The sequence below is a fragment of the Xanthomonas sp. NCPPB 3570 genome, assembly GCF_056725115.1.
In genome coordinates, this window is sequence record NZ_CM161513.1 from 3,540,952 (window position 1) to 3,565,688 (window position 24,737).

General features: G+C 66.6%; 17 protein-coding genes and 1 tRNA gene. 10 read left to right on the plus strand and 8 right to left on the minus strand.

What is annotated here, in order from left to right; genetic code table 11:
- Window positions 1-222 precede the first annotated feature (222 nt).
- Together AC1PLR_RS15320 and AC1PLR_RS15325 are read left to right on the plus strand one after the other, a co-directional pair.
- Entirely contained in the window at window positions 223-1,836 is a 1,614-nt protein-coding gene (locus tag AC1PLR_RS15320; RefSeq protein ID WP_010342228.1) for a sensor histidine kinase, read from the plus strand.
- An 82-nt stretch (window positions 1,837-1,918) separates the two neighbouring features.
- On the plus strand, window positions 1,919-3,307 hold the full coding sequence (locus AC1PLR_RS15325; RefSeq protein ID WP_209245885.1) for a sigma-54-dependent transcriptional regulator: 1,389 nt from the start codon (window positions 1,919-1,921) through the stop codon (window positions 3,305-3,307).
- 164 nt (window positions 3,308-3,471) lie between these two features.
- Here AC1PLR_RS15325 and pilB read toward each other — a convergent pair whose 3' ends face one another.
- The gene (gene pilB / locus AC1PLR_RS15330; RefSeq protein ID WP_481101538.1) at window positions 3,472-5,202 is read right to left on the minus strand and encodes a type IV-A pilus assembly ATPase PilB; all 1,731 of its coding nucleotides are present in this window, start codon (window positions 5,200-5,202) and stop codon (window positions 3,472-3,474) included.
- 200 nt (window positions 5,203-5,402) lie between these two features.
- Window positions 5,403-5,810: a pilin gene (locus tag AC1PLR_RS15335; RefSeq protein WP_481101539.1), complete on the minus strand. Its 408-nt coding sequence runs from the start codon at window positions 5,808-5,810 to the stop codon at window positions 5,403-5,405.
- Window positions 5,811-6,166: 356 nt separating this feature from the next.
- Here AC1PLR_RS15335 and AC1PLR_RS15340 point away from each other — a divergent pair, with 356 nt between their 5' ends.
- The 3 genes from AC1PLR_RS15340 to coaE are packed head-to-tail and all read left to right on the plus strand — an operon-like array spanning window position 6,167 to window position 8,933.
- On the plus strand, window positions 6,167-7,426 hold the full coding sequence (locus tag AC1PLR_RS15340) for a type II secretion system F family protein (protein ID WP_010342232.1): 1,260 nt from the start codon (window positions 6,167-6,169) through the stop codon (window positions 7,424-7,426).
- A gap of 6 nt (window positions 7,427-7,432) precedes the next feature.
- Entirely contained in the window at window positions 7,433-8,296 is an 864-nt protein-coding gene (locus AC1PLR_RS15345; protein WP_010342233.1) for a prepilin peptidase, read from the plus strand.
- A 13-nt stretch (window positions 8,297-8,309) separates the two neighbouring features.
- Complete coding sequence (gene coaE / locus AC1PLR_RS15350; RefSeq protein ID WP_481101540.1) at window positions 8,310-8,933, plus strand: dephospho-CoA kinase; 624 nt, start codon at window positions 8,310-8,312, stop codon at window positions 8,931-8,933.
- An 89-nt stretch (window positions 8,934-9,022) separates the two neighbouring features.
- Here coaE and AC1PLR_RS15355 read toward each other — a convergent pair whose 3' ends face one another.
- The 3 genes from AC1PLR_RS15355 to rimK all read right to left on the minus strand — a co-directional run bounded on the left by AC1PLR_RS15355 (window position 9,023) and on the right by rimK (window position 12,615).
- Entirely contained in the window at window positions 9,023-10,357 is a 1,335-nt protein-coding gene (locus tag AC1PLR_RS15355; protein WP_029561762.1) for a sensor histidine kinase, read from the minus strand.
- Window positions 10,350-11,027 carry a response regulator transcription factor gene (locus AC1PLR_RS15360; RefSeq protein WP_010340533.1) on the minus strand — a complete coding sequence of 226 codons (678 nt, stop codon included), beginning with the start codon at window positions 11,025-11,027 and terminating at the stop codon, window positions 10,350-10,352. Before AC1PLR_RS15360 ends, AC1PLR_RS15355 begins: the two co-directional genes overlap by 8 nt.
- Before the next feature lie 694 nt (window positions 11,028-11,721).
- Complete coding sequence (rimK, locus tag AC1PLR_RS15365; protein ID WP_481101541.1) at window positions 11,722-12,615, minus strand: 30S ribosomal protein S6--L-glutamate ligase; 894 nt, start codon at window positions 12,613-12,615, stop codon at window positions 11,722-11,724.
- Window positions 12,616-12,895: 280 nt separating this feature from the next.
- On the opposite strand from rimK, the gene AC1PLR_RS15370 reads away from it, so the two are divergent.
- Window positions 12,896-15,205, plus strand: a complete 2,310-nt coding sequence (locus AC1PLR_RS15370; RefSeq protein WP_481101542.1) for a TonB-dependent receptor family protein — start codon at window positions 12,896-12,898, stop codon at window positions 15,203-15,205.
- 257 nt (window positions 15,206-15,462) lie between these two features.
- Here the strand turns inward: AC1PLR_RS15370 and AC1PLR_RS15375 are convergent, their stop codons facing one another.
- A complete protein-coding gene (locus tag AC1PLR_RS15375) occupies window positions 15,463-17,553 on the minus strand; it encodes a phosphocholine-specific phospholipase C (protein WP_481101543.1) in 2,091 nt (696 codons plus the stop codon).
- A 589-nt stretch (window positions 17,554-18,142) separates the two neighbouring features.
- Between AC1PLR_RS15375 and AC1PLR_RS15380 the strand changes: the two genes are divergently transcribed.
- Window positions 18,143-20,032, plus strand: coding sequence for a putative bifunctional diguanylate cyclase/phosphodiesterase (locus tag AC1PLR_RS15380; RefSeq protein WP_481101544.1), 1,890 nt, complete (start codon window positions 18,143-18,145; stop codon window positions 20,030-20,032).
- Between the two features lie 493 nt (window positions 20,033-20,525).
- Here AC1PLR_RS15380 and AC1PLR_RS15385 read toward each other — a convergent pair.
- Window positions 20,526-20,599 (minus strand) — tRNA-Gly (locus tag AC1PLR_RS15385).
- Between the two features lie 258 nt (window positions 20,600-20,857).
- Window positions 20,858-22,681: an autotransporter outer membrane beta-barrel domain-containing protein gene (locus tag AC1PLR_RS15390; protein WP_481101545.1), complete on the minus strand. Its 1,824-nt coding sequence runs from the start codon at window positions 22,679-22,681 to the stop codon at window positions 20,858-20,860.
- A 171-nt stretch (window positions 22,682-22,852) separates the two neighbouring features.
- Between AC1PLR_RS15390 and thiS the strand changes: the two genes are divergently transcribed.
- The 3 genes from thiS to trmB all read left to right on the plus strand — a co-directional run bounded on the left by thiS (window position 22,853) and on the right by trmB (window position 24,675).
- Window positions 22,853-23,053, plus strand: a complete 201-nt coding sequence (gene thiS, locus AC1PLR_RS15395; RefSeq protein ID WP_010341814.1) for a sulfur carrier protein ThiS — start codon at window positions 22,853-22,855, stop codon at window positions 23,051-23,053.
- Window positions 23,054-23,117: 64 nt separating this feature from the next.
- A complete protein-coding gene (locus AC1PLR_RS15400; RefSeq protein WP_481101546.1) occupies window positions 23,118-23,912 on the plus strand; it encodes a thiazole synthase in 795 nt (264 codons plus the stop codon).
- 10 nt (window positions 23,913-23,922) lie between these two features.
- Window positions 23,923-24,675, plus strand: a complete 753-nt coding sequence (gene trmB, locus AC1PLR_RS15405) for a tRNA (guanosine(46)-N7)-methyltransferase TrmB (protein ID WP_481101547.1) — start codon at window positions 23,923-23,925, stop codon at window positions 24,673-24,675.
- The last annotated feature ends 62 nt before the right edge of the window (window positions 24,676-24,737 follow it).

A 24,737-nucleotide genomic window follows, 5' to 3' on the forward strand; every position in this document is an offset into this window, starting at 1 on the left:
AAAGCGCCGGCGCCCTGGGTCGGCGAAGACGCCTGGGAGGTCCGCGGCGGCAGCATCGACTGGAGCAGGCACCGGGCCGTCCCCGCCCTGCCGCACTCGCCCGTCCCTCCTCTTGCCACGACCGGGCACCGCCCCCGGCGGCGACGGCCCGACCAGGCCGCCATCCGCGCAGACGGCACCGCCCCTATACTCGCGCCGTCCGCTGCCCGCCCGGAGTCCGGCTTGCCCACCAGCGCCTCGCTCATCGATCGCATCGAGTCCATCCCGCGCCGCGAGCTGTACTTCTTCGCGCTGTACCGTGTGCTGGTGGCCGGACTGATCGCCGCCCTGGTATTCAGCCCGCTCGGCATCCTGGTCGGCGAGCCGCGCTACCCGCAACTGGCCACCACCCTGTCCACCGCCTACCTGGCGGTGGCGCTGGCGCTGCTGGTGTGGGGCCGCAACGAGGCGCACCTGGCGCCGATCGTCGGCTTCAGCGCCATCGCCGACATCGTCGCCGCGACCCTGGCCGCGCACGCCCTGCCCGCGGCCAGCGCCGGCATCGCGATGATGCTGCTGTTCAACGTCGCCGCCGCGGCGATGCTGCTGCGCCTGCGCGGCGGCCTCGCCGTCGCCCTGACCGCCTCGGCGGCGACGCTGGCCGAATACATCTGGAGCGTCCTGGACGGCGCCGACAACACCCGCAGCCTGGCCGAACTGGCGATGTTCGCCACCAGCTATCTGGCGGTGGCCTACATCTGCAACCGCCTCGGCCAGCGTGCGCGCGCCAGCCAGAGCCTGGCCGAACGCCGCGGCGCCGAGGTGGCCAATCTCTACGAAATCAACGAACTGATCATCCGCCGCATGCGCACCGGGGTACTGGTGGTGGACGCGCAGAACCGGGTGACGCTGGCCAACGAGGCCGCATCGGCCCTGCTCGGCGACACCGACGGCAACAGCGAAAGCGGCCGGCTCGACCTGCTCAGCGCCGCACCGGAACTGGCCCGGCGCCTGCAGCGCTGGCGCAACGGCTGGAACCAGGACGAAAGCCCGCTGCAGCTGTCGCCGGACCAGCCGGAGGTGCAGCCGCGTTTCGCCCGGCTGCTGGCCGAGGGCGACCTGACCCTGGTGTTCCTGGACGACGCCACGGTGGTGTCGCGGCGCGCCGAGTCGCTGACGCTGTCGGCGCTGGGCCGCTTCTCGGCCAGCCTGGCCCACGAGATCCGCAACCCGCTGGCCGCGATCAACTATGCCTCGCAGTTGCTGGAGGAATCGCCGGCGATCGGCGATGCCGACCGCCGCCTGCTGCAGATCATCCACCAGCAGTGCCAGCGCACCAACGGCATCGTCGAGAGCGTGCTCGGCCTGGCCCGGCGCGAACGCTCCAATCCGGAAAACCTGGACCTGGGCGCGTTCGTGCGCCGCTTCGTCCTGGAGTACCGGCAAACCCTGTCGATCGAGACCGACAGCCTCGAAGCGATCCTCGCCCCGCAGCCGGTGCACGCGCTGGTCGATCCCAAGCACCTGCACCAGATCCTCAGCGCCCTGGTGCACAACGCGCTCAAGTACGGGCGGGTGATGGAGGAGCCGGCGCGGGTGCGCCTGCGCGTGGCGCTGCAGGAACGCAACGCCATCGTCGACGTGATGGACCGCGGCCCCGGCATTCCCGAGGCAGTGGCGGCACAGCTGTTCCGGCCGTTCTTCACCACCTCCGAGCACGGCACCGGGCTGGGCCTGTACATCGCCCGCGAGCTGTGCCGGGCGAATCAGGCGCGTCTGGAATACGTGCCGGTACCGGCCGGCGGCGCCTGTTTCCGCGTCGCCCTGCCCGGCCCACACGCCATGCTCAGCGGCTGACAGGTGAGAATCGCTCCGCCAGCGCGCGGCCGGCGCCGGTAAATTGGCGCATGCCCCGGTTCCTACGCTATCTTCCCTGCACATGAACGAAACCCGAAGCGCCCTGGTCGTCGACGACGAGCGCGACATCCGCGAGTTGCTGGTCCTGACCCTGGGCCGGATGGGGCTGCGCATCAGCACCGCCGCCAACCTCGCCGAAGCGCGCGAACTGCTGGCGAGCAATCCCTACGACCTGTGCATCACCGACATGCGCCTGCCCGACGGCAACGGCATCGAACTGGTCAGCGAGATCGCCAAGCACTACCCGCGCACGCCGGTGGCGATGATCACCGCCTTCGGCAGCATGGACCTGGCGGTGGAGGCGCTGAAGGCCGGCGCCTTCGACTTCGTCAGCAAGCCGGTGGACATCCAGGTGCTGCGCGGGCTGGTCAAGCATGCGCTGGAACTCAACAACGAGAGCCGCGCCGCACCGCCGCCGCCGGCCCCGGAACAGGCCAGCCGCCTGCTGGGCGCCTCGGCGGCGATGGACGCGCTGCGCAGCACCATCGCCAAGGTCGCGCGCAACCAGGCGCCGGTCTACATCCTCGGCGAGTCCGGCGTGGGCAAGGAGCTGGTCGCGCGCACCATCCACGAACAGGGCGCCCGCGCGGCCGGCCCGTTCGTGCCGGTGAACTGCGGCGCGATCCCCGCCGAACTGATGGAAAGCGAGTTCTTCGGGCACAAGAAGGGCAGCTTCACCGGCGCCCACGCCGACCAGGCCGGCCTGTTCCAGGCCGCGCACGGCGGTACGTTGTTTCTCGACGAGGTCGCCGAACTGCCGCTGCCGATGCAGGTCAAGCTGCTGCGCGCGATCCAGGAGAAATCGGTGCGCCCGGTCGGCGCCGCCAGCGAGGTGCCGGTGGACGTGCGGATCCTCTCGGCCACGCACAAGGACCTGGCCGACCTCGTCGCCGAGGGCCGCTTCCGCCACGACCTGTACTACCGCATCAACGTGATCGAACTGCGCGTGCCGCCGCTGCGCGAGCGCGGCGGCGACCTGCCGCAACTGGCCGCGGCGATCCTGGCGCGGCTGGCCAAGAGCCACGGCCGCCCCACCCCGCTGCTGTCGCCCTCGGCGCTGGACGCGCTGAGCAGCTACGCCTTCCCCGGCAACGTGCGCGAACTGGAAAACATCCTCGAACGCGCCCTGGCGATGGCCGAGGACGACCAGATCAGCGCCACCGACCTGCGCCTGCCGCAACCCGGCAATCACGCCCGCAGCGCCGCCGAGGCCGCCCCGGCGCTGCCGCGCGGCGTGGTCGACATCGACCCCAGCTCCTCCGCCCTGCCGTCCTACATCGAACAACTCGAACGCGCCGCGATCCAGAAGGCGCTGGAAGAGAACCGCTGGAACAAGACCCGCACCGCCGCGCAACTGGGCATCACCTTTCGGGCGTTGCGCTACAAGCTGAAGAAGCTGGGGATGGAGTAGGAGGGCCGGGATTAGGGAGTCGGGATTGGGGATTCGCAAGAGCAAAGAGCGGATTCCGCGCCGTCGGATCTCAAGCAGGTGAGGCGGCTAGGCAGGTATGGTGACGCAAGCCGCTGCTCTGCTGTTGCCAATCCCCAATCCCGACTCCCCAATCCCCGCTCCCATCAATCCTTCGTCACCCGATTGATCTCGGCCAGACTGGTGATGCCGTTGCGGGCCTTCAGCAGGGCCGACTGGCGCAGGTCCTTGACCCCGATCTTCTGCGCGGCGCTGGCGATGTCCATGGCGTTGCCGCCCTGCAGCACGATCGCCGCGATCTCGTCGTTCATCGGCATCACCTGGTAGATGCCGGTGCGGCCCTTGTAGCCCTCGGTGCACTCGTCGCAGCCGACCGCCTCGTATAGCTGGACGCCGGCGGCGATCTCCGCCTCGGTGAAGCCTTCGGCCAGCAAGGCCTTCTCCGGCAGCTGGACCGGACGCTTGCAGTTGTTGCACAGGCGCCGCGCCAGGCGCTGGGCGATGACCAGGGTCACCGAACTGGTGATGTTGTAGGGCGCGATGCCCATGTTCATCAGGCGCGCGATGGTCTGCGGCGCGTCGTTGGTGTGCAGGGTGGACAGCACCATGTGGCCGGTCTGCGCGGCCTTGATCGCGATTTCGGCGGTCTCCAGGTCGCGGATTTCGCCGACCATGATGATGTCCGGATCCTGGCGCAGGAACGAGCGCAGCGCCGCGGCGAAGGTCATGCCGCGCTTGTTGTTCTGCTGCACCTGGTTGACCCCGGGCAGGCGGATTTCGACCGGATCCTCGGCGGTGGAGATGTTGCGGGTATCGTCGTTGAGGATGCCCAGCGCGGTGTACAGCGACACCGTCTTGCCCGAGCCGGTAGGGCCGGTGACCAGGACCATGCCATACGGCTTGTGGATCGCGTCCAGGAACAGCTTCTGCTGCTCCGGCTCGTAGCCGAGCTTGTCGATGCCCAGCTTGGCCGCGCTGCCATCGAGGATACGCAGCACGATCTTCTCGCCGAACAGCGTCGGCAGCGTACTGACACGGAAGTCGATCTGCTTGTTCTTGGACAGGTTGAGCTTGATGCGGCCGTCCTGCGGGACCCGCTTCTCGGCGATGTCCAGCTGCGCCATCACCTTCAGGCGCGCGGCGATGCGCTGGTTCAGCTTGACCGGGGCCTTGGCCACGCTCTTGAGCAGACCGTCGATGCGCAGGCGCACCCGATAGTCGTCCTCGTAGGGCTCGAAGTGGATGTCGGACGCGCCACGGCGGATCGCATCGACCAGCACCTTGTTCACGAACTTGACGACCGGGGTGTCCTCGCCCTTGGCGTCGATACCGGTGTCGCCACCGCCGCCCATGTCCTCGTCGCCGCCGCCGACATCGAGGTTGTCCATGCCCTCGTCGTCGCCCAGCGCGCTGCCGAGGGAATCGTTGCTGGCCTGCCACTGCTCCAGGGTCCGGCGGATCTGGTCCTCGTCGACCAGGATCGGCTCCACCGTCAGATTGGTGTGGAACTTGATGTCGTCCAGCGCCCGGGTCTGGGTGGGGTTGCTGATGCCGACGAACAGGCGGGTGCCGCGCTTGAACAAGGGCAGCACCTGATACTTCTGCAGCAGCTCCTCGCTGACCAGCTTCATCGCGTTCTGGCTGGCGTCGAAAACCGAGACATCCATCAACGGCATGCCGAACTCAACCGCATTCGCGGCGGCCAGCTGTGCGGCAGTGACCAGCTTCTTCTCGGAAAACCACTGCGGCAGCGGCACCTTCGCCTCGGCCGCCTGGGCCATGGCGGTCCGCGCCGCGGCTTCCTCCAGCGCCCCGTCCTGGACGAGGCGACGGGCGATACCGGTGATGCCGACTAGGTTGCTCGTCATTGCGTTCATGAATACCTGCTCGGAAATTTCAAATCGAATATTCAGACAGGCCGTTCGAACTTCGTCAGCGCGGCTGAAACGATCGTGGTCAAAGCCGAGACCGACTTCAATCCGACCTGACCGCCACTATACCGCCGCCCCCCAGCCGAGGGGGGCAAAAAAGAAAAGGCCCGATAGGGCCTTTTCTTTTTGAAACCGCGAGCAATCTCTTAGGTGCAGTTGCTCGGCTTGTGCTTGGCAAGCACCGCACCGCCAGTGATCGCACAGGTCCAGACACCGGTAGCGGAGCGGGTCAGCGTCAAGGTCGCGTTGGCGACGATGTCGTTGCCCTTAATGCCAGTGCAAGCAAGAGTACTGGAAGTCGCGGTGAAACCACCGCAGCGCGGCGAAGAGTTCTGCAAACCGACGTCTGCTGCGGAAGTAGGAGCGTAGTTGCTGTCTTCCTGCAGCTTGGATTCCAGCATAGTCTTGGCCGGGCTCACTTCGGCGAGCGCGGCGGCAAGCTGCGACTTCGCGACGTAGTCACGGTACATCGGCAGCGCGATGGCCGCCAGGATGGCGATGATCGCGATCACGATCATCAGTTCGATCAGGGTAAAGCCCTGCTGCTTCTTCATAACAAACCCCTAGAGATGGAATGTGAGTGATGGGCACTCGCCCGCGGATCCTACTCCCCGAGCGCCGCGGCGGAGCGCCACGTGGGGTAAGTGAAGCAGACTGCGTGCCAACTTCGCGCGCACGTCCAATCCCCTACCGAAGTGCATCATGCCTCAGCCGCAGGTCCAAGTTGCAGGCAAATCAGGAATTTGCGACAGGATGGACCATCCGCCCATACAGGACAGAAAGTGACGTGCTGCGTCACCTCCGGGGCGCGATCCGGTTGATGATGGCCGCTGCGGATGCCAGACGTCCAGGAAACCGATACCATGCTGGATATGTCCGCCCGGGGATGGCCGGACGGGGAGACAACCTGATGTCCGCAACGCGCAGCGCAGTCAAGAAAGAGCCGGTCGCACGCAGCACCAGTCAGCAGGTGCCCTTCGTCTGGGAGGGTACGGATAAGCGCGGCGTCAAAATGAAGGGGGAACAGGTCGCCAAGAGCGCCAACTTGCTGCGCGCCGAATTACGCCGGCAAGGCATCACGCCCTCGGTGGTCAAACCCAAGCCGAAACCGTTGTTCGGGGCGAGCGGCAGCAAGATCGGTACGAAGGACATCGCTTTCTTCAGCCGCCAGATGGCGACGATGATGAAATCGGGCGTCCCCATCGTGGGTTCACTGGAAATCATCGCCAGTGGGCACAAGAACCCGCGCATGAAAAAAATGGTCGACCAGATCCGTACCGATATCGAGGGCGGCTCGTCGCTATACGAAGCCATCAGCAAGCACCCGGTGCAGTTCGACGAGTTGTACCGTAATCTGGTCAAGGCTGGCGAAGGTGCAGGTGTGCTCGAGACCGTGTTGGAGACGGTCGCGACCTACAAGGAAAACATCGAAGCACTGAAGGGCAAGATCAAGAAGGCCCTGTTCTACCCGGCCATGGTCATGGCCGTCGCCTTGATCGTCAGCTCGATCCTGCTGGTCTTCGTGGTTCCGCAGTTCGAAGACGTGTTCAAGGGCTTCGGTGCGGAACTCCCAGCCTTCACCCAGATGATCGTGGCAGCCTCGCGCTTCATGGTGGCCTACTGGTGGTTGTTGCTGGTTGCGCTGGTCGGATCTATCGTCGGCTTCACCTTCGCCTACAAGCGGTCGCCAGCCATGCAACACGGCATGGACCGGCTGATCCTGAAGGTGCCGATCATCGGCCAGATCATGCACAACAGTTCGGTGGCGCGGTTCTCGCGCACCCTGGCGGTCACATTCCGCGCCGGTGTACCGCTGGTGGAGGCGCTGGACATCGTCGCCGGCGCCACCGGCAACAGCGTCTACGAAAAGTCGGTGCTGCGCATGCGCGACGACGTAGCGGTGGGCTACCCGGTCAACATGGCGATGAAGCAGACCAATCTGTTCCCGCACATGGTGATCCAGATGACGGCGATCGGCGAAGAGGCCGGCGCACTGGATGCCATGCTGTTCAAGGTGGCCGAATATTTCGAGCAGGAAGTGAACAACGCAGTCGATGCATTGAGCAGCTTGCTGGAACCGTTGATCATGGTGTTCATCGGCACCATCGTCGGCGGCATGGTCATCGGCATGTACCTGCCGATCTTCAAGCTGGCCTCCGTCGTTGGATAAGCATTAATGGCATTTCTCGATCAACATCCCGGCCTCGGCTTTCCGGCCGCGGCCGGGCTTGGCTTGCTGGTGGGCAGCTTCCTCAATGTGGTGATCCTGCGCATGCCCAAGCGCATGGAGTGGCAGTGGAAGCGCGATTCGCGCGAGATCCTGGAGCTGCCGGACATTTACGATCCGCCGCCGCCCGGCATCGTGGTGGAGCCGTCGCACTGCCCGCACTGCAAGCACAAGCTGGCTTGGTTCGAGAACATTCCGCTGTTCAGTTGGCTGGCGCTGCGCGGCAAGTGCCGCTACTGCCATGCACCGATCTCGCCGCAGTACCCGCTGGTGGAACTGCTCACCAGCCTGCTGGTGGTCGCGAGCGTGTGGCGCTTCGGCTTCGGCTGGCAGGGCTTCGGCGCGATCGTGTTCAGCTGCTTCCTGGTGGCGCTGTCCGGCATCGACCTGCGTACCCGCCTGCTGCCGGACCAGTTGACCCTGCCACTGATGTGGCTGGGCTTGATCGGCAGCATGGACAACCTGTACATGCCGGCCAAACCGGCCCTGCTCGGCGCGGCGGTCGGCTATTTCTCGCTGTGGTCGGTGTGGTGGCTGTTCAAGCAGATCACCGGCAAGGAAGGCATGGGCCATGGCGATTTCAAGCTACTGGCTGCGATCGGCGCCTGGTGCGGCCTGAAGGGCATCCTGCCGACCATCCTGATCTCCTCGCTGGTCGGCGCGATCCTGGGTTCGTTGTGGCTGGCGGCCAAGGGCCGAGACCGCGCCACGCCGATCCCGTTCGGCCCCTATCTGGCGATTGCCGGCTGGATCACCTTCTTCTGGGGCACGGAGATCGTCGAGACCTACATGCGCTGGTCGGGACTACGCTGACGGAGCCCGCGGCTTGACTGATTTCGTCGTCGGCCTGACCGGAGGCGTGGCCTCCGGCAAGAGCGAACTGAGTCGCCGCTTCGAGGCCAGGGGCATCGTCGTCGCCGATGCCGACCTCGCCGCACGTGCGGTGGTCGCCCCCGGGCATCCGGCGCTGGCGCAGATCGTGGCGCGGTTCGGGCCGCAGATCCTGCAGGACGATGGGCAGCTCGATCGTGCCGCCTTGCGTCAGCGCATCTTCGAGGACGCGACGGCACGCCGCGACCTGGAAGCGATCACCCATCCCGCCATCCGCCAGTTGCTGCAGCAAAAGTGCCGAAAAGCCGCAGGACCGTACGCAATCGCGGCCATTCCCCTGCTCACCGAGGTCGGCGCACGCACCGCCTATCCCTGGCTCGACCGGATCCTGGTGATCGACGCACCCGAGGCAATGCAGCACGCCCGCCTGATGCAGCGCGATGGCATCACCGCCGACCTGGCGCAGCGCATGCTGGCGGCGCAGGCCACCCGCGCCGCACGCTTGGCCATTGCCGACGACGTGGTGGTCAACGACTGTGCCACGACGGCACTGCAGGAAGCGGTGGAGAGACTGGACCGGGAGTACCGTGCGTTGGCGGCGGCCAAGGCGTCCTCGTAGGAGCAGTTTCAACCGCGACCAGGCTCTCACGATGAGGCTGGGTCGCGGCTGAAGCCGCTCCTACGACGGTCGACATTTCGTCGCTAGCCTCAGGCCGGCTTGAACCACAGCGTCGCCACGACGCCCTTGGTGGCGCCCGGGCGCACGTTGACCTGCCAGCCGTACAGATCGCACAGACGGCTGACGATCGACAGGCCGATACCGCCGCCCTGCGAATGGCCGGCATGGGTGCCGCGATAGCCGCGCTGGAACAGCTTGGCCGCATCCTCCTCGCTCAGGCCGGGGCCGGAATCGATCACCTGCACCGCATCGCTCAGGACGCGCACCACGACCTGCCCTTCCTGGGTGTACTTGACCGCGTTGCCGATCAGATTGCCCAGCGCCACCGACAGCGCCGCTTCCGGCGCATCGATGGTGAGGTTGCGCTCGCCTTCCAGCAGCAACTGCAGGGGCTTGCCGCCCAGCTGCGCGCGATGCGACTCGATCAACTGCTCGGCGACCTTGGCGACGTTGCTGTGGCCCTGCCCGCGCTCGTTGCGCGACAGCAGCAGCAGCGATCCGATCAGGTCGCTGCACTGCTGTTCGGCACGCTGGATGCGCTGCAGGCGCTGCAGCACCTTGTCGTCGAGATTGGGCCGGGTCAGCAGCAGCTCGGTGGCGCCACGGATCACCGCCAGCGGCGTGCGCAACTCGTGGCTGACGTCGGCATTGAACTCGCGGTCGCGCTGCACCACTTCCGTCAGGCGCGCCGAGTAGTCGTCCAGCGCCTCGGCCAGCTGGCCGACCTCATCGTCGGGAAAGTGCGGCGCCAGCGGCTTGGGATCGCTGCTGCCGCGATAGGCGCGCAAGCGTGCCGCCAGGTCCGACACCGGCCGCATCACCCGCGACGCCGACCACCAGCCGATCACCAGCGACAACGCGCTGAACACCAGCACAGACAGGATCAGGGTGCGCTTGAGCTGCACCTCGCCCTGCATGGTCTGGGTCATGTCGTAGGCGAGGAAGAACCAGACATTCGGGGTCTTGCGCACCGCCACCTTGTAGGAGAACGGTTTGCCGGTTTCGTCGCGACCGGACACGTTGTGGATGCCGTCAGAGAAGTTGTACCACTCCGGCTGCTCACGTCGCAGCGCTTCAAAGCGGTCGCTCTTCACCACCCGCCCGACCATCTGCTGCACCGGCAGATCCGGATTCTTCGACGGATCGGAGAAGAACCGGTGCGAGTATTCGTCGATGTTGCGGTTCAGCACCACCTCGACCAGCTGGTTCTCCACGCGCGCGCGCGCCCAGTTGGTGGCGAACGCGAACAGCGCGGTCAGGCCGAAGCCCAACAGCACGAACGAGAGGATGATGCGGCTGCGGAGGCGGCGGCGGTAGCGCCCGCGCCGCCGCACGACCCGCGGCAACGCCGGCGTTTCAGGCATCGGGCGCGGCGATGCGGTAGCCGATGCCGTGGCGGGTCTGGATCATCGGCACGTCGAACGGCTTGTCCACCACCGCGCGCAGGCCGTGGATGTGCACGCGCAGGGAATCGGAGTCGGGCAATTCCTCGCCCCACACGCGGGTCTCCAGTTCCTGCCGGGTCACCACCGCCGGGGCGGCTTCCATCAGCGCCTGCAGGATCTTCAGCGCGGTGGGATTGAGCTGCAGCAGCTTGCCCTGGCGGCGCACCTCCAGCGTGTCCAGGTTGTATTCCAGGTCGCCGGTCTCCAGCACCCGGGTGTGCACGCCCTTGCCGCGGCGCGACAGCGCGTTGAGCCGCACTTCCACTTCCTGCAGCGCGAACGGCTTGATCAGGTAGTCGTCGGCGCCGGAATCGAAGCCGGCGAGCTTGTTGTCCAGCGAATCGCGCGCGGTGAGCATCAGCACCGGGGTCTGCTTGCGCGCTTCGTTGCGCAACTTGCGACACACCTCGATGCCGTCCATGCCCGGCAGGTTGAGATCGAGCACGATCGCATCGAACTCGTGCACCACCGCCAGGTGCAGGCCAGTGACGCCGTCGGCGGCGAAATCGACGGTGTGGCCGCGATCCTCGAGGTAGTCGCCCAGATTGGCAGCGATGTCGCTGTTGTCTTCGATCACTAGAATTCGCACCAACATTTACCCCGTCAGTCGTACTACGTGTCAGTGGAGCGCCGCACCGATGCCGCGCCTCCCGGTCGTCCGCGGCGGCACGCCGCCATGGTCCTTGCAATGCATTTCAATGGTGGATCGAGCAATGTTTCGCCCTTGCAACCCATCTGACGATCGCTGCCTTGGACAGCGCATCGCCGCCATCAGTTCTAGTTCCAACCATTACGCTCGCGACCTACAGAGATCACAAACGACATAGCCTCTGCCAATCGTGCTCGGCGAAGTCTGCGTCAAGCCACAGCCGCGGACTTCTTGAACACGTTCACTCGAGCCGGATCGCTGCCGAATTGTACTGAGTTGCTGTGCGAACACTTTCTTCACGTTCATGGGCGCCTCACGTTTGGGCGCCGCCACCGCCGCGCTCGCCAGGAGCATGCCCAGCACCAAGGCCATCGAGCGTTTCATCCCCTTCCCCTTGCAGACTGGACCCAGCCGGCAATGTAGCCCCCGCCCAAACGCCGCGGCAAGCAGCACGCGGGGCGCGGCGCGGTAAGCGATCGCCAACAAAAAGACCCAGGCAGCAGGGCTGCCTGGGCCGAAAGTTTTCTATCCCGATTACCGTTCCTGCTGAGGAGGGCAGAGCTGCGGTCCGATGAAGCTTACGCAGGGCGGAATTAAACCGGTGTTAAGCCAGAACCCGTGGCCACAGAGTCGGCTAAGCCACTGATTTCTTTCGCTTCAGGCAGACTTCGAGGTGTTCGATGACCTTGCCCGCGATATCCAGCCCGCAGACCGTCTCGATCCCTTCCAGGCCCGGCGTGGAATTGACCTCCAGGACCAGCGGGCCGCGTCGCGAGCGGATCAGGTCGACGCCGGCCACGCCCAGGCCCAGCGCCTTGGCCGAGCGTACCGCCACCTCCTGCTCGCCACGGCTGGCCGCGGTCTTCTCGGCGGTGCCGCCCAGATGCAGGTTGGAGCGGAAGTCGCCCTCCGGCGCGGTGCGGCGCATCGCCGCCACCACCTGGTTGCCGACCACGAAGCAGCGCAGGTCGGCGCCCTCGGCCTCGCCGATGAATTCCTGTACCAGGAAATTGGCGTACAGCCCGCGCAGCGCCTCGACCACGCCGCGCGAGGCGCTGGCCTTCTCGGTCAGGATCACCCCGGTGCCCTGGGTGCCCTCGTTCAACTTCACCACGTGCGGCGGCGGGCCGAGCATGGACAGCAGATCGCCGGTGTCGTCCGGGTTGTCGCCGAACACGGTCATCGGCATGTCGATGCCCTTGGCCGCCAATAGCTGGTGCGCACGCAGCTTGTCGCGCGCGCGCAGGATCGCGTCGGACGGGTTGGGGGTGCAGACGCCCATCATCTCCAGTTGCCGCAGCACCGCGGTGCCGTAGCGGGTCACCGAGTTGCCGATGCGCGGGATCACGGCGTCGTAGCCGGTGATCGGCTTGCCCTTGTAATGCATGGTGAAGGCGCCGGCGGCGATGCGCATGTAGCAGCGCAGCGGGTCCAGCACGCGCACGGTATGCCCGCGTTCGCGGCCGGCCTCGACCAGGCGCCGCGTCGAGTACAGCTTGGTGTTGCGGGACAGGATGGCGAGCTTCATCGAAGGCGGCGGCGGTGGCAGGCCCGGCATCATACGTCGCGCCACCGGCACTGCGATGCCGCGCGTCGCCGCCGCCGTCGCCCGCGCGGCAGGCCGGTATCGGCGGTGATCGCCATCACCCACGTTCCGCGCGCTGTCCCACAGCCGACATCGGACCGCCCCGAAACGTTCACAAAACCGTTGCATCGTGGCGGGCGGGCCGCGTACCGGCCCGGTGCCGGCTGCCCGCGCTCCGCGCGGCAGGACCGGAACGTCTCCCCCTCATGATTGGTGACTTTCGATGACCCCCACTTCCAGATCCTTGCGCCCGCACGCGCTGGTGCTCGCCGTCGTGTCCGCCCTGCCGGCCTTCGCCGCGCTGGCCGAGACCGCGCCGGCCGCCGCCACCGCAACCGCCGATGCGGCGGCCAGTGCGAGCGGCAACGATGCCACCATGCTCGACGCGATCACCGTCGTGTCCAGCGGCACCACCCGCCAGGTGCAGCGCATCACCCGTGAGGACATCGGAATCGCCGCCCCCGGCACCAGCGCGCTGAAGGTCCTGGACAAGCTGCCCGGCGTGCAGTTCCAGTCGGCCGACCCGTTCGGCGCCTACGAATGGTCCACCGCGATCAGCCTGCACGGCTTCGACCAGAGCCGCCTCGGCTTCACCCTGGACGGCGTGCCGCTGGGCAACATGAGCTACGGCGTCACCGACGGCCTGCAGGTGACCCGCGCGATCATTTCCGAGAACGTGGCCTCGGTGGAACTGGCGCAGGGCGCCGGCGGCCTGGGCACGCCGTCGAGCAGCAACCTCGGCGGCACCGTGCGCTACTACTCGGCCGATCCGGATGCCGACGCCGGCTTCCGCTTCAGCCAGACCCTCGGCTCGGACAGCACCCGCCGCACCTACCTGCGCGGCGACACCGGCGACATCCACGGCTTCTCGCTGTACACCTCGCTGGTGCACGGCGAAATGGACAAGTGGAAGGGCTACGGCAACAACGAGTACAACCAGGCCAATGCCAAGGCGCTGTACCAGTGGGGCGACGGCAACCGGGTCAGCCTGTACCTGGACAGCTCGCACCGCAAGGAATACGACATCATGGACCTGTCGCTGACCTCGCAGCGGGTCCTCGGCTGGGATTGGGACTACCTGATGCCGGACTGGAACAGCGCGGTGCAGATCGCCAACGCGCTCAACGGCAAGGGCAGCTACCCGGCCAGCCTCAACGGCCTGCCGGCCGACTACGACAAGGCCGACGCGTCCTACTACTCCGGCGCCGGCCTGCGCCGCGACAACCTGGCCGCGCTCAGCGGCACGTTCAACCTCGGCGGCAGCGCCACGCTGAACCTGACCGGCTACTACCACGACAACAACGGCGAAGGGCAGTGGACCACGCCGTACGTCGCGTCCTCGGCCAGCGTGCCGCTGTCGATGCGCACCACCGACTACCGCCTCAACCGCCATGGCGTCACCGGCTCGCTGAACTTCACCGTGGCCGGCAACGAGATCGAGGTCGGCGGCTGGTACCAGAACGCCAAGACCGTGCAGGAGCGCAACTACTTCCGGCTCGATGGCCCGTTCACCGATCTGTACTACTTCAACAAGAACGGCACCCTGTTCGCGCGCGGCTTCGCCCAGCACTACGACACCGACACCACCATGGTCTACGCGCAGGACACGCTGCGCCTGATGGACGAGCGTCTGACCCTGAACTTCGGCGCCAAGAAGCTGATCGTCGACACCACCGCGCAGTCGCAGGTGCCGTCCGCGTCCAACGCCGCCGGCGAGATCAAGGCCGACTCGGACTTGCTGCCGCAGGTGGGCGTGAACTTCAAGATCGACGAGCACCAGGAGGTCTACGCCTCCTACAACAAGAACATGGCCGGCTTCGGCTTCACCCCGTTCCAGGAATCGCAGACCGCGTTCAACGCGATCAAGGGCTCGCTGGAGCCGGAGACCGCGCAGACCTACGAACTGGGTTACCGCGTGCGCGGCGCCGGCGTGGAAGCGTCGCTGGCGCTGTACCACACCACCTTCGACGACCGCCTGCTGGTGACCTCGCCGTGCAGCGCGATCCAGACCTGCTCGGCCACGCTCAACAACGTCGGTTCGGTGCGTAGCCAGGGTGCCGACCTGGCGGTGATCTGGCGTCCGATCGAACAGCTGCGCTGGCTGAACTCGCTGTCCTACGACGACTCGACCTACCAGGACGACTACCTCAACGGCGGCGTGGTAGCGACCTCCGGCAAGCGCGTGGTCGGCATCCCCGAGTGGATGTTCTCCAGCAGCCTGGCCTACGAGAACGCCGGCTGGCACGCCTCGCTGGACGGCAAGTACACCGGCCGCCGCTACATCAGCTACCTCAACGATTCGTCGGTACCCAGCTACTGGCGCTTCGACCTGAGCGCCGGCTACGACTTCGGCCAGGTCGGCATGTTCCAGAACCTGGGCCTGAGCGCGAACGTCACCAACCTGTTCGACAAGCGCTACTTCGCCACCGTCGGCACCAACGGCTATGTCGTCTCCGACCCCAACGGCTACAACCAGACGCTGATGGCCGGCGCGCCGCGCCAGTTCTTCGTCACCTTCAGCGGCAAGTTCTGAGCCGACGCGACACTGCCAGGGAAGGCATCACGCGCCGCCGCTGCTCATGCAGCGGCGGCGTTTGCGTTTTGGGGCCAGGCAACCATGTGTCGTGCGATAGGCGGTCAAGCAGGATGGACCGGCGTTGCGGATCGCATGCGTTCGGAGCCGTCGCGGCTGAAGCCGCTCCTACGACAGCCGCATGGCCCGTAGGAGCGGCTTCAGCCGCGACCGGATACAGCTAGAAATCGCGCGCCCGTGCTGGAACGCCGCGCGTGCTACGCGTCGACCGCGCGGCCGATCGCCGGGTCGCTCATGCTCGGACGGCCGGTTTCGATATGCCCGGCCAGGCGCCGCCGCCATTGCGGAAACGCGGCGCTGTCGATGGCCAGGTCGTACCAGTGGTGCTGCGCCTGCAACGGCAGACGCAGCACGGTGCGATCGCCGGCGGCCAGCGTGAGCGTCTGCTCAGCGCCATCGCCGCGATACCCGTCGCGCACGCGCAGCGTGCACGGCTGCATGCCGGCATTGCCGAGCGTCAGCAGCAGGCACTGCGCAGCGGCATCGTAGTCGGCCTCCGCCTGCAGCCCGGCATCGCCGATCCCGTCGCCATGGAACTCGCGCAGGAACCCATTGGGCCCGTGCACGCGCAACGCGTAGCCGGTATCGGCGGCATCGCCGCGCCACGCGCGCGCATCCTGCAGCTCGCTGCCGGCGGCGAGCGTGTAGAACCACGGCCCGGCCATGCCATCGTCGGCGTAGGCATTGAGCGCCACGCCAGCGTCGCCGCGGTTGCGCATGCACAGCACCCGCGCATCCGCCTGCACCTGCAGCCGCACGTCGAAGTCGTAAGGCAACGCGCGCGCCGGGCGTTGGCCGGGTTCCTGCATCGGCAGCGCCTGCTGCGCGGGACGCTGCGGCGGCGGTAGCGTCGCGGTGGCGTCGATGCGGGCGATGTAGTCGCGGGTGTCCGGCAACGCCACCGGCGCCGGATCGTGGCCGACGAAATCCAGCGTGGAGGTCAGATCGCCGGCGACGGCGCGGCGCCAGGGATTGATGTTCGGCTCCATCACGCCGAAACGGCGTTCGAGGAAGCGCAGTACCGAAGTGTGGTCGAACACCTGCGAGTTCACCCAGCCACCGCGGCTCCACGGCGATACCACCAGCATCGGCACCCGCGGCCCCAGGCCGACCGGCACGCCGTGATAGTCCTCGCCATGCAGGTCCACGTTGCTGGCGCCCAGTTCCGGCCGGATCGCCGGCAACGCCGGCGGCACGTGGTCGAAGAAGCCGTCGTTCTCGTCGTAGTTGATCAGGAACACGGTCTTCGACCAGACCTCCGGCGAGGCCGCCAGCACGTCCAGCAAGCGCGCGCTCAAGGATTCGCCGTAGGCCGGCGTGGCCTCGGGATGCTCGCTGAGCAGGTATGGCGCGACGATCCACGACACCTGCGGCAGCGTGCCAGCGCGCACGTCGCGTGCGAACGCCGCGACCAGGTGCTCGCCCCGCGAGGCCTTGGCGTTGTCGGCGGTGGAACCGGGCACGATCGCACGGCCGCGGCGGTACAACGGCGAGGCGCGGTCCAGCTTGCGAAAGTTGGCGAAGTACGGATGGCTGTTGTCGCCGTAGTTGTCGAACTCCTGATACACCTGCCAACTGATGCCGGCGGCCTGCAGGCGCTCGGAATAGGTGCTCCAGGTGTAGCCGGGAAAGCGCGGATTGTCTCGCGCCATGTCCGCGGTCCAGTTGCCGTCGTCGCGGTTGTTCACCGCCTGCTCGCCATCGTTGCCGACGCTCAGGCCGCTGGTGCCGGTGAACATGTACATGCGGTTGGGATTGGTCGGGCCGAACAGCGAGGCGTGGTAGCCATCGCAGAGGGTGAAGGCGTCGGCCAGCGCGTAGTAGAACGGCAGATCCTCGCGCTGGAAGTGGCCCATGCTCATCGCGCTCTTCTGCGCGATCCAGGCGTCATGATGCTTCCATGTCTCGTGCGAGCCCTTCCAGTCGTGGTTGAGATCCTTCATCCACTGCGCGCTGCTGGTCTGGCTGTTGAGCCGGAACGGCAGCACATAGCGATCGCCGCCCTTGCGCTCGGGCTGGTACCAGACCGGCTTGCCGCCGGGCAACCGCAGCGGCCGCGGATCGCCATAACCGCGTACGCCGCGCAGGCAGCCGAAGTAATGATCGAAGGAGCGGTTCTCCTGCATCAGGATCACCACGTGCTGCACGTCCTGCAGCGTGCCGGTGACCCGCGCCGGCGGCACCGCCAACGCGCTGCGGATGACGCCCGGCAGCAGCGGCATGGCCGCACCGGCCCCGAGGGCCACGGACGTGCGGGCGAGAAAACGGCGACGGCTGTGATCGACCACGGGGAGAGACCGGCGACGAGCTTGCGCTCACTGACCGCTCAGCGTAGACGCCGCGGATGAAGCGGGTTTGACAGGCACTCGTCGCCGCGCGGAACCGCCGAGCTATTTGAACAAGGAGATGGATGCCCGGAAGTGCTTGCGTCACCCACGCCGCGCCGGCCAGGCAATGGCTGCCGTCGGCAGTGCCGTGCGCGCAGATATCCTGCTACCGATTCAAGATTGGGCGAAGGCGGCCGATCTATGAGCAAATGAACACTGCCGGACGCGCGATGGGCGCGGATCGAGCACCATCATCAAGCGCGCATATCGGAGCCAGGCCGACCGCAGCAAAAGCCGCCGTTCGATTGGACGCTCCATCAGGAGCATCGCAAGATCGCATACTCCTTCACACCGCATCGCCCTGTGCTGCAAGAGGACGCTCACCGCCCCATGAAATCTGCCCATCTCGCACGCGCCGTCCTCCCGATGCCGAATGCAACGTCTCCCAAGCAGGCACGATCGGGATATCACGCAAAGGTGCATGCGTCGCCATTGACCAGCGTAGCGCACGGCTAAAATGTCTTTCCTAGACTGGCACTCGGGTGCCTCCATGACGTCTGCGCAAGACCATCACTTCCGCATCGCGCAATACCGCTCTTTTGCCGCGAAAATGCCGATGCTGCTGGCTTGCCTGGTCGGATCGAGCTTGATCGAGTTCTTCATGCTGGACGATCTGGACCCGGTCTCAGCGTCAGGAGCGATCGAAATCGGCATCTGCCTGATCGCCCTGGTCACCGCAATCTGGTGGGTCAGGCACGGGGAAGACGAGATCGACCGCGATGGGGCCATGCGCCGGATGATGTACAGCATGATGATCTGCGTTGTCGGCGGCTTCATCAGCATCGTCAACGACATCCTGATCTACCTCGCGTCAGATCAGGGCATGCGGCTGTATCTGGCATTCAGCATCTTCGGCGTAGGCATCTGCTGTTTCGTCTGCACCATGCACATCCGCGTGATGTCGCTGATCGTCATCTGCCTGACGACGCTCCCATGCACCTGGATGTTCGTCGAATTGGGCCTGCCCGGCGCGACGGCGGCGGGATTCCTGGCGCTGATCATGGCCTGCACGATGGTCGTCTCGATGTTCAGCTACCAGCACGATTTCAAGAAGCTGATCGCGACGCGGGTCGAGGCCGAGTTCCTCGCGGCCGAAAACATCCGGCTGGCCAGCGTCGATGAGCTGACCGGGCTGCCCAACAGGCGGTATTTCATCCAGCAGTGCCGCTTGCGTACCGCCAATGGCGCGACGGACAGTACCTCCCTGGCGATCGGCATCATCGACATAGACGGCTTCCGCTCGATCAACGAGCATCACGGTCATCAGATCGGCGATATCGTGTTGAAGGAGGCGGTCAAGCGGATCGAAAGTGCGGTTCCGGCCAATTCCACCGTCTGCCGCATCGGAGGCGATGAATTTGCCGTCCTGATCTTCGATCCGATCGTCCCGAAGGCGCTGCTGCAGATCGGCACACGTCTCAAGGCTGCATTCGAACAGCCCGTTGCAGCCAGGGATATCCGCGCGACCATCGGCTGTTCGGTGGGCTTTGCCTGTTATCCCCAAAATTCCCGTGATGTCGAGACGGTCTTCGAGCTTGCCGAATACGCCCTTCGCCACGGCGATGGCGAGGGAAGCAGCAGATGCACCGTTTTCAATGAGGATCTGGAACGGCTTCGCGCCTCGGAAGCGTCTTTGGAGCAGGCCCTGCGGCACGCCATTTCGCTGGGCCGGCTGTTTCCCGTCTACCAACCGATCACCCGCTCCGCCACAGGCGACATCATCGCCTTCGAATGCCTCTGCCGCTGGACCGACCCGCAACTGGGCGCTGTGCCGCCCGACATCTTCATCAGACTGGCGGAGAAGCTTGGACTCATTCAGACCGTGACCAAACAGATCCTGGCGTGCACGTTGGTCAACATGCAGCACTGGCCGCAGGAGATGAAGGTCTCCATCAACATCTCGGCCACAGATGTGGCGGACCGCGCTTTCATGGAGGAGATTCTCTGCCTGATTGGGGGGTCTTCGATCTCGCCAAGCCGCCTGATCTTCGAGATCACGGAAACCGCCATCCTCTCCGATTTCGCAGGATCGCGGCGTCAGTTGGATCTTGCGCGGCGGTCCGGCATCGAGATCGCACTCGACGATTTCGGCACCGGCTTTTCCAGCATGAGCCACCTGCACCAGCTCCCGCTGGACAAGGTGAAAATCGACAGGCGCTTCATCACCGACCTGTGCGAGAACGTGGCAAGCCGCAATATCGTCTCCGGCATCGTTTCGCTCTGCGACAATCTCGGCATCGCCTGCGTGGCCGAGGGCGTGGAACATGCGGCACAGCTGCAAATCCTGACGGATCTCGGCTGCACCTACAGCCAGGGTTATCACATCTCCCGGCCTGTGCCGGCCGACGAGGTTCCGAAGCTGATCGCCGCGCTGGCTTGACCTATTCTGCTCTGGCTCTGGCACGCACTACCGCAGCGGATCGCTGATGCCGGGTAACCACGAGGCCAGCAAGACCGCCTGCTTTCATCTGCACGGTCGGACTGCAAACAATCGCATCGCCGGCCTCTTAGCACGACCGGCACGGCAGCCGTTCGGTCCAACGTTGTGAATGAACAGACCGGCCCGGCTATGCAGAGCGAAGAGGTGCCAACATGGCGGACGCCGAACAGCAACGCACCGCCCGGTTCGCCTGGCGGCGACATTTTAGAATGTCGTGATCCAGCACCTGGTTGCGGCCGAAATGGATGGGTCATGAAACCCGCTCGCCGCCAACAACAGTTCGGTGCCGCGCGTATCCGTAAACGATGGCATCGAGTATGGCCTCGCCCGCGTGGGTCGCAGCTTCCCACAGCGGCGCTGGGACAGAGGGCGCTCAATCCCCTTTTGTTCTCATGTCCCTGTCCAGATGACTGGATGCAAGCAGCACACGATCTGGAGCGGGCGATGGGAATCGAACCCACGTCAGTAGCTTGGGAAGCTACAGCTCTACCATTGAGCTACGCCCGCGTTGCCGGTGCAGTCTATGCGCTGGGCCGGGGGTTGCGCAAGAAATCGGGGCGATGCGGCTGCAGCGCGCCGTGTTCCCTAAGCGGCCGGCGATGATGGCACGGCAAATGCGAAAGGGGCTTCAGTCCCGGCGGCTCGAACTTCGAACCGTCGGGGCTGAAGCCCCTCCCACAACAGGCATGGCTGCCCTTGCACGGTACGTCGCTCGCCCTACCCTGCCTGGCGCGCAGCCGGGCAAGGCGGCGAACTCGGCGTTGCTTAGAAGCTGCCGCCGAAGTTCACGAACAGCGAGGTGTCGTGCGCACGCGACTGGCCGGTGGTGGCGGCGATGCCGACGTTGCTCTCCAGGCCCCACATCTTGGTCCGCGCGCCCAGCACCACCGAGGCGTAGTTGCGGTCGAAGTTGATGCCCGGCACCGCGTACTCGCCCAGGTCGGACATGGTCTGCAGGTACGCGGTGGCTTCCTGGTTCTTCTTGAACTCGTGGTCGTAGGTGGCCTGCAGGTACGGCTTCACCATGCCGGCGTCGATGCTGGCCTTCCAGCCGATGCGGCCGACCATCGACTCGACGTCGCGGTCGCTGTAGCCCAGCGCGCTGGAGTTCGGGTTGCTCTCGGCGTAGCCGTCGAGCTTGACCTTCTGCCAGATCGCCGCGGCCACCGGGCCGTGCCTGAAGCTGCTTTCGCCGAACTCGTAACCGCCCTGCAGCGCCGCGGTCAGGTTGCTGCCGTCCGGCGAGCCCTTGTGCTCGATGGTGGCCGGGCCGAGGTTGACCTTGCGGGTGACGTCGTAGCTCAGCCAGGTGTAGCTGACCTGGGCGTTGACCCAGGCATGCTCGCCGTACCAGCCGGCGAAGCCGCCGAGGGTGCTGTCGTCCTGGGTGTAGTCGCCGCCGCGGTTGCCGAAGTCGGCATCGGTGCGACCGAAGCCGCCGAAGCCGCCGAACACCCACTCGCCACGCGACCAGTCCACGCCGAACAGGCCGGCCGGGGCCAGACCGTCGTACAGGTCGCCGTGCTGGTAGCGCTGCATGTCGCCGCGCAGGTTGCCCCACCAGCGCACGCCATCCGCTTCCGGGCGGCCGTCGACGTGCCAGGCAACCTGGTCGGCGCGCGAGCGGCCGACCATCTGCGCCGAGTGGGTCAGGATCTGCTGGGTGCGCGGGCCTTCCAGGATCGACAGCGCGTACTGCGCCAGCAGTTCGTGGGTGCGGCCGGTCGGGTGCACGCCATCGGCGAACACATAGGTATCGGCGGCATCGGCGCTGACGTAGCTGGTTGGGTTGCAGGTCAGCGACTGCGCGGTGATCTGCGGCTGGCAGGCGGTGCCGGTGACGTTGGTGAAGCCGTAGGTGCCCGGGTTGGCCACCACTTCCTGCAGCAGGTGGAAGGTGTCGACCGGGATCACCCGCAGCCCGGCGCTCTTGAGGCCGGAGAACAGGGCGGTGTTGTACGCGGTGGCCAGGGCGGTGCCCTGCGCCATCGCCGCGGCGCCGCCGGCGCGGAAGCGCGGGGTGATGCCGACGTCGGGCAGGTTGTTGACCATGACGTAGCGCGCGCCGGCGTTCTGCAGGCTGGCGACGATGCCGACTTCGGCGGTCACGGCGTTGCCGATGGTGGTCTGCACCGGCGCTCCGCCGGCGATGGCGAACAGGTCGTTGGCACCGCCCCACACCGAATACAGCGCATTCGGATCGGCCTTGCCGCCGTTGGCGGCCAGGTAGTTGCTGGCCTGCGTCGCCAGCGACGGCGCCACGCCCAGCGCGCTCGGGTTGGCCACGCCGACGCGGGCATTGCCGGCGGCATAGTCGTCGCCGATCTGGCCATTGCCGTTGGCGGCAGCGTTGGTGCCGTAGTACTCGGCCACGTACTGCGCCCACACGAAATCCGGGTTGGTGGTGAACTGGCCGGTCACCGCACGCACCGAGGCCGGCAGCAGCGGACGGTAGTAGCCGGCGTCGGTCAGGCTGTCGCCGAAGAACACGGTGCGGCTGTATGTGGTGGACTGCGCGAACGCAGGCGCGGCGGCGAGCACGATCGCGGCGGCGAGCAGCGAGCGGAGCGGACGGATAGACGACGTCATGGAAGCCCTCCCGGGCAAAAATGGAACACGAAGTGGAGCGAAACTGGGGTGCGGCCGCACCATACGTTGCCGCATGGCCGACATCATTCCACCTCTGCCGGACACGCTCACGTTGCACTGCCGCAAATGACACGACTCGCGCGCCAATGGCACGCATTGCACAATGATGGCATGAACATCGAATTGAACGGCAGACAATGCACGCTGGCGCCGGCCACCACGGTGGCCGCGCTGCTGCAGGCCGAAGGGTTGGGGCAGCGTCGGGTCGCGGTCGAGGTCAACGGCGAGATCGTGCCGCGCGGCGCGCACGCCACGCACGAACTGCACGCCGGCGACCGGGTCGAGATCGTGCACGCGCTCGGCGGGGGCTGAATCGGGCGGCTGCGCGCCGCGGCGCGGACTCGGCAGGGCCGGTGCGATGGGCGATAATCCGCCGATGAACGCTCCCGCCCCCCACGATGCGCTGGTGATCGCCGGCAAACCCTACCGTTCGCGCCTGCTCACCGGCACCGGCAAGTTCGCCGATCTGGAACAGACCCGTCTGGCCACCGAGGCCGCCGCCGCGCAGATCGTCACCGTGGCGATCCGCCGCAGCAACATCGGCCAGAACCCGGGCGAGCCCAACCTGCTCGACGTGCTGCCGCCGGAGCAGTACACCATCCTGCCCAACACCGCCGGCTGCTACACCGCCGAGGACGCGGTGCGCACCTGCCGGCTGGCGCGCGAACTGCTCGACGGCCACAACCTGACCAAGCTGGAAGTGCTGGGCGACCAGCGCACCCTGTTCCCGGACGTGGTGCAGACCCTCAAGGCCGCGGAAATCCTGGTGGCCGATGGCTTCGAGGTGATGGTCTATACCAGCGACGACCCGATCCTGGCCAAGCGCCTGGAAGAGATCGGTTGTGTGGCGGTGATGCCGCTGGCCGCGCCGATCGGCTCCGGCCTGGGCATCCAGAACCGCTACAACCTGCTGGAGATCATCGACAACGCCAAGGTGCCGATCATCGTCGACGCCGGCGTCGGCACCGCCTCGGACGCGGCGATCGCGATGGAACTGGGCTGCGACGGCGTGCTGATGAATACCGCCATCGCCGGCGCGCGCAACCCCGTGCTGATGGCCGGCGCCATGCGCAAGGCGGTGGAGGCCGGCCGCGAGGCGTTCCTGGCCGGGCGCATCCCGCGCAAGCGCTACGCCAGCGCCTCCTCGCCGGTCGACGGGCTGATCGGGTGAGGCCGCAGGCATGACCGATCCGTTCTCCAGCGCCGGCGCCAAGACCCCGCCGAAACCCTTCACCGTCGAGGAAGGCCATCGCCAGGTGCGCAGCTTCGTGCTGCGCCAGGGCCGCTTCACCCCGGCCCAGCAGCGCGCGTTCGACGCGCTGTGGCCGCGCTTCGGCCTGGACTACCGCGGCCAGCCGCGCGACCTGGACGCCACCTTCGGCCGCAGCGCGCCCAAGGTGCTGGAGATCGGCTTCGGCAACGGCGCGGCCTTGCGCCACGCCGCGCAGCACGACCCCAGCCGCGACTACATCGGCATCGAGGTGCATGCGCCGGGCGTCGGCCGCCTGCTCAACGCCCTGGCCGAGGACGGCGCCGACCACGTGCGCCTGTACCACCACGATGCGGTGGAGGTGCTGCAGCACGAGATCGCCGACGGCAGCCTGGACGAGGTGCGCATCTACTTCCCCGACCCCTGGCACAAGAAGCGTCACAACAAGCGGCGCCTGCTGCAGCCGGCGTTCGCCGCGCTGCTGGTGCGCAAGCTGCGCGCCGGCGGCCGCCTGCACTGCGCCACCGACTGGGCCGACTACGCCGAACAGATGTGGGACGTGCTCGACGCCACCCCCGGCCTGGTCAACCGCGCCGGCCCGCGCGGCCACGTCCCGCGCCCGGACTGGCGCCCGCAGACCCACTTCGAGACCCGCGGCCAGAATCTGGGGCATGGGGTGTGGGATTTGTTGTATGACAAGCCGGGATTGGGGAGTGGGGATTAGGGATTGGACAACCAATCTGCCACCATCCGGACGGGATGCGTCCGCCATGCGCCACCGCCGCG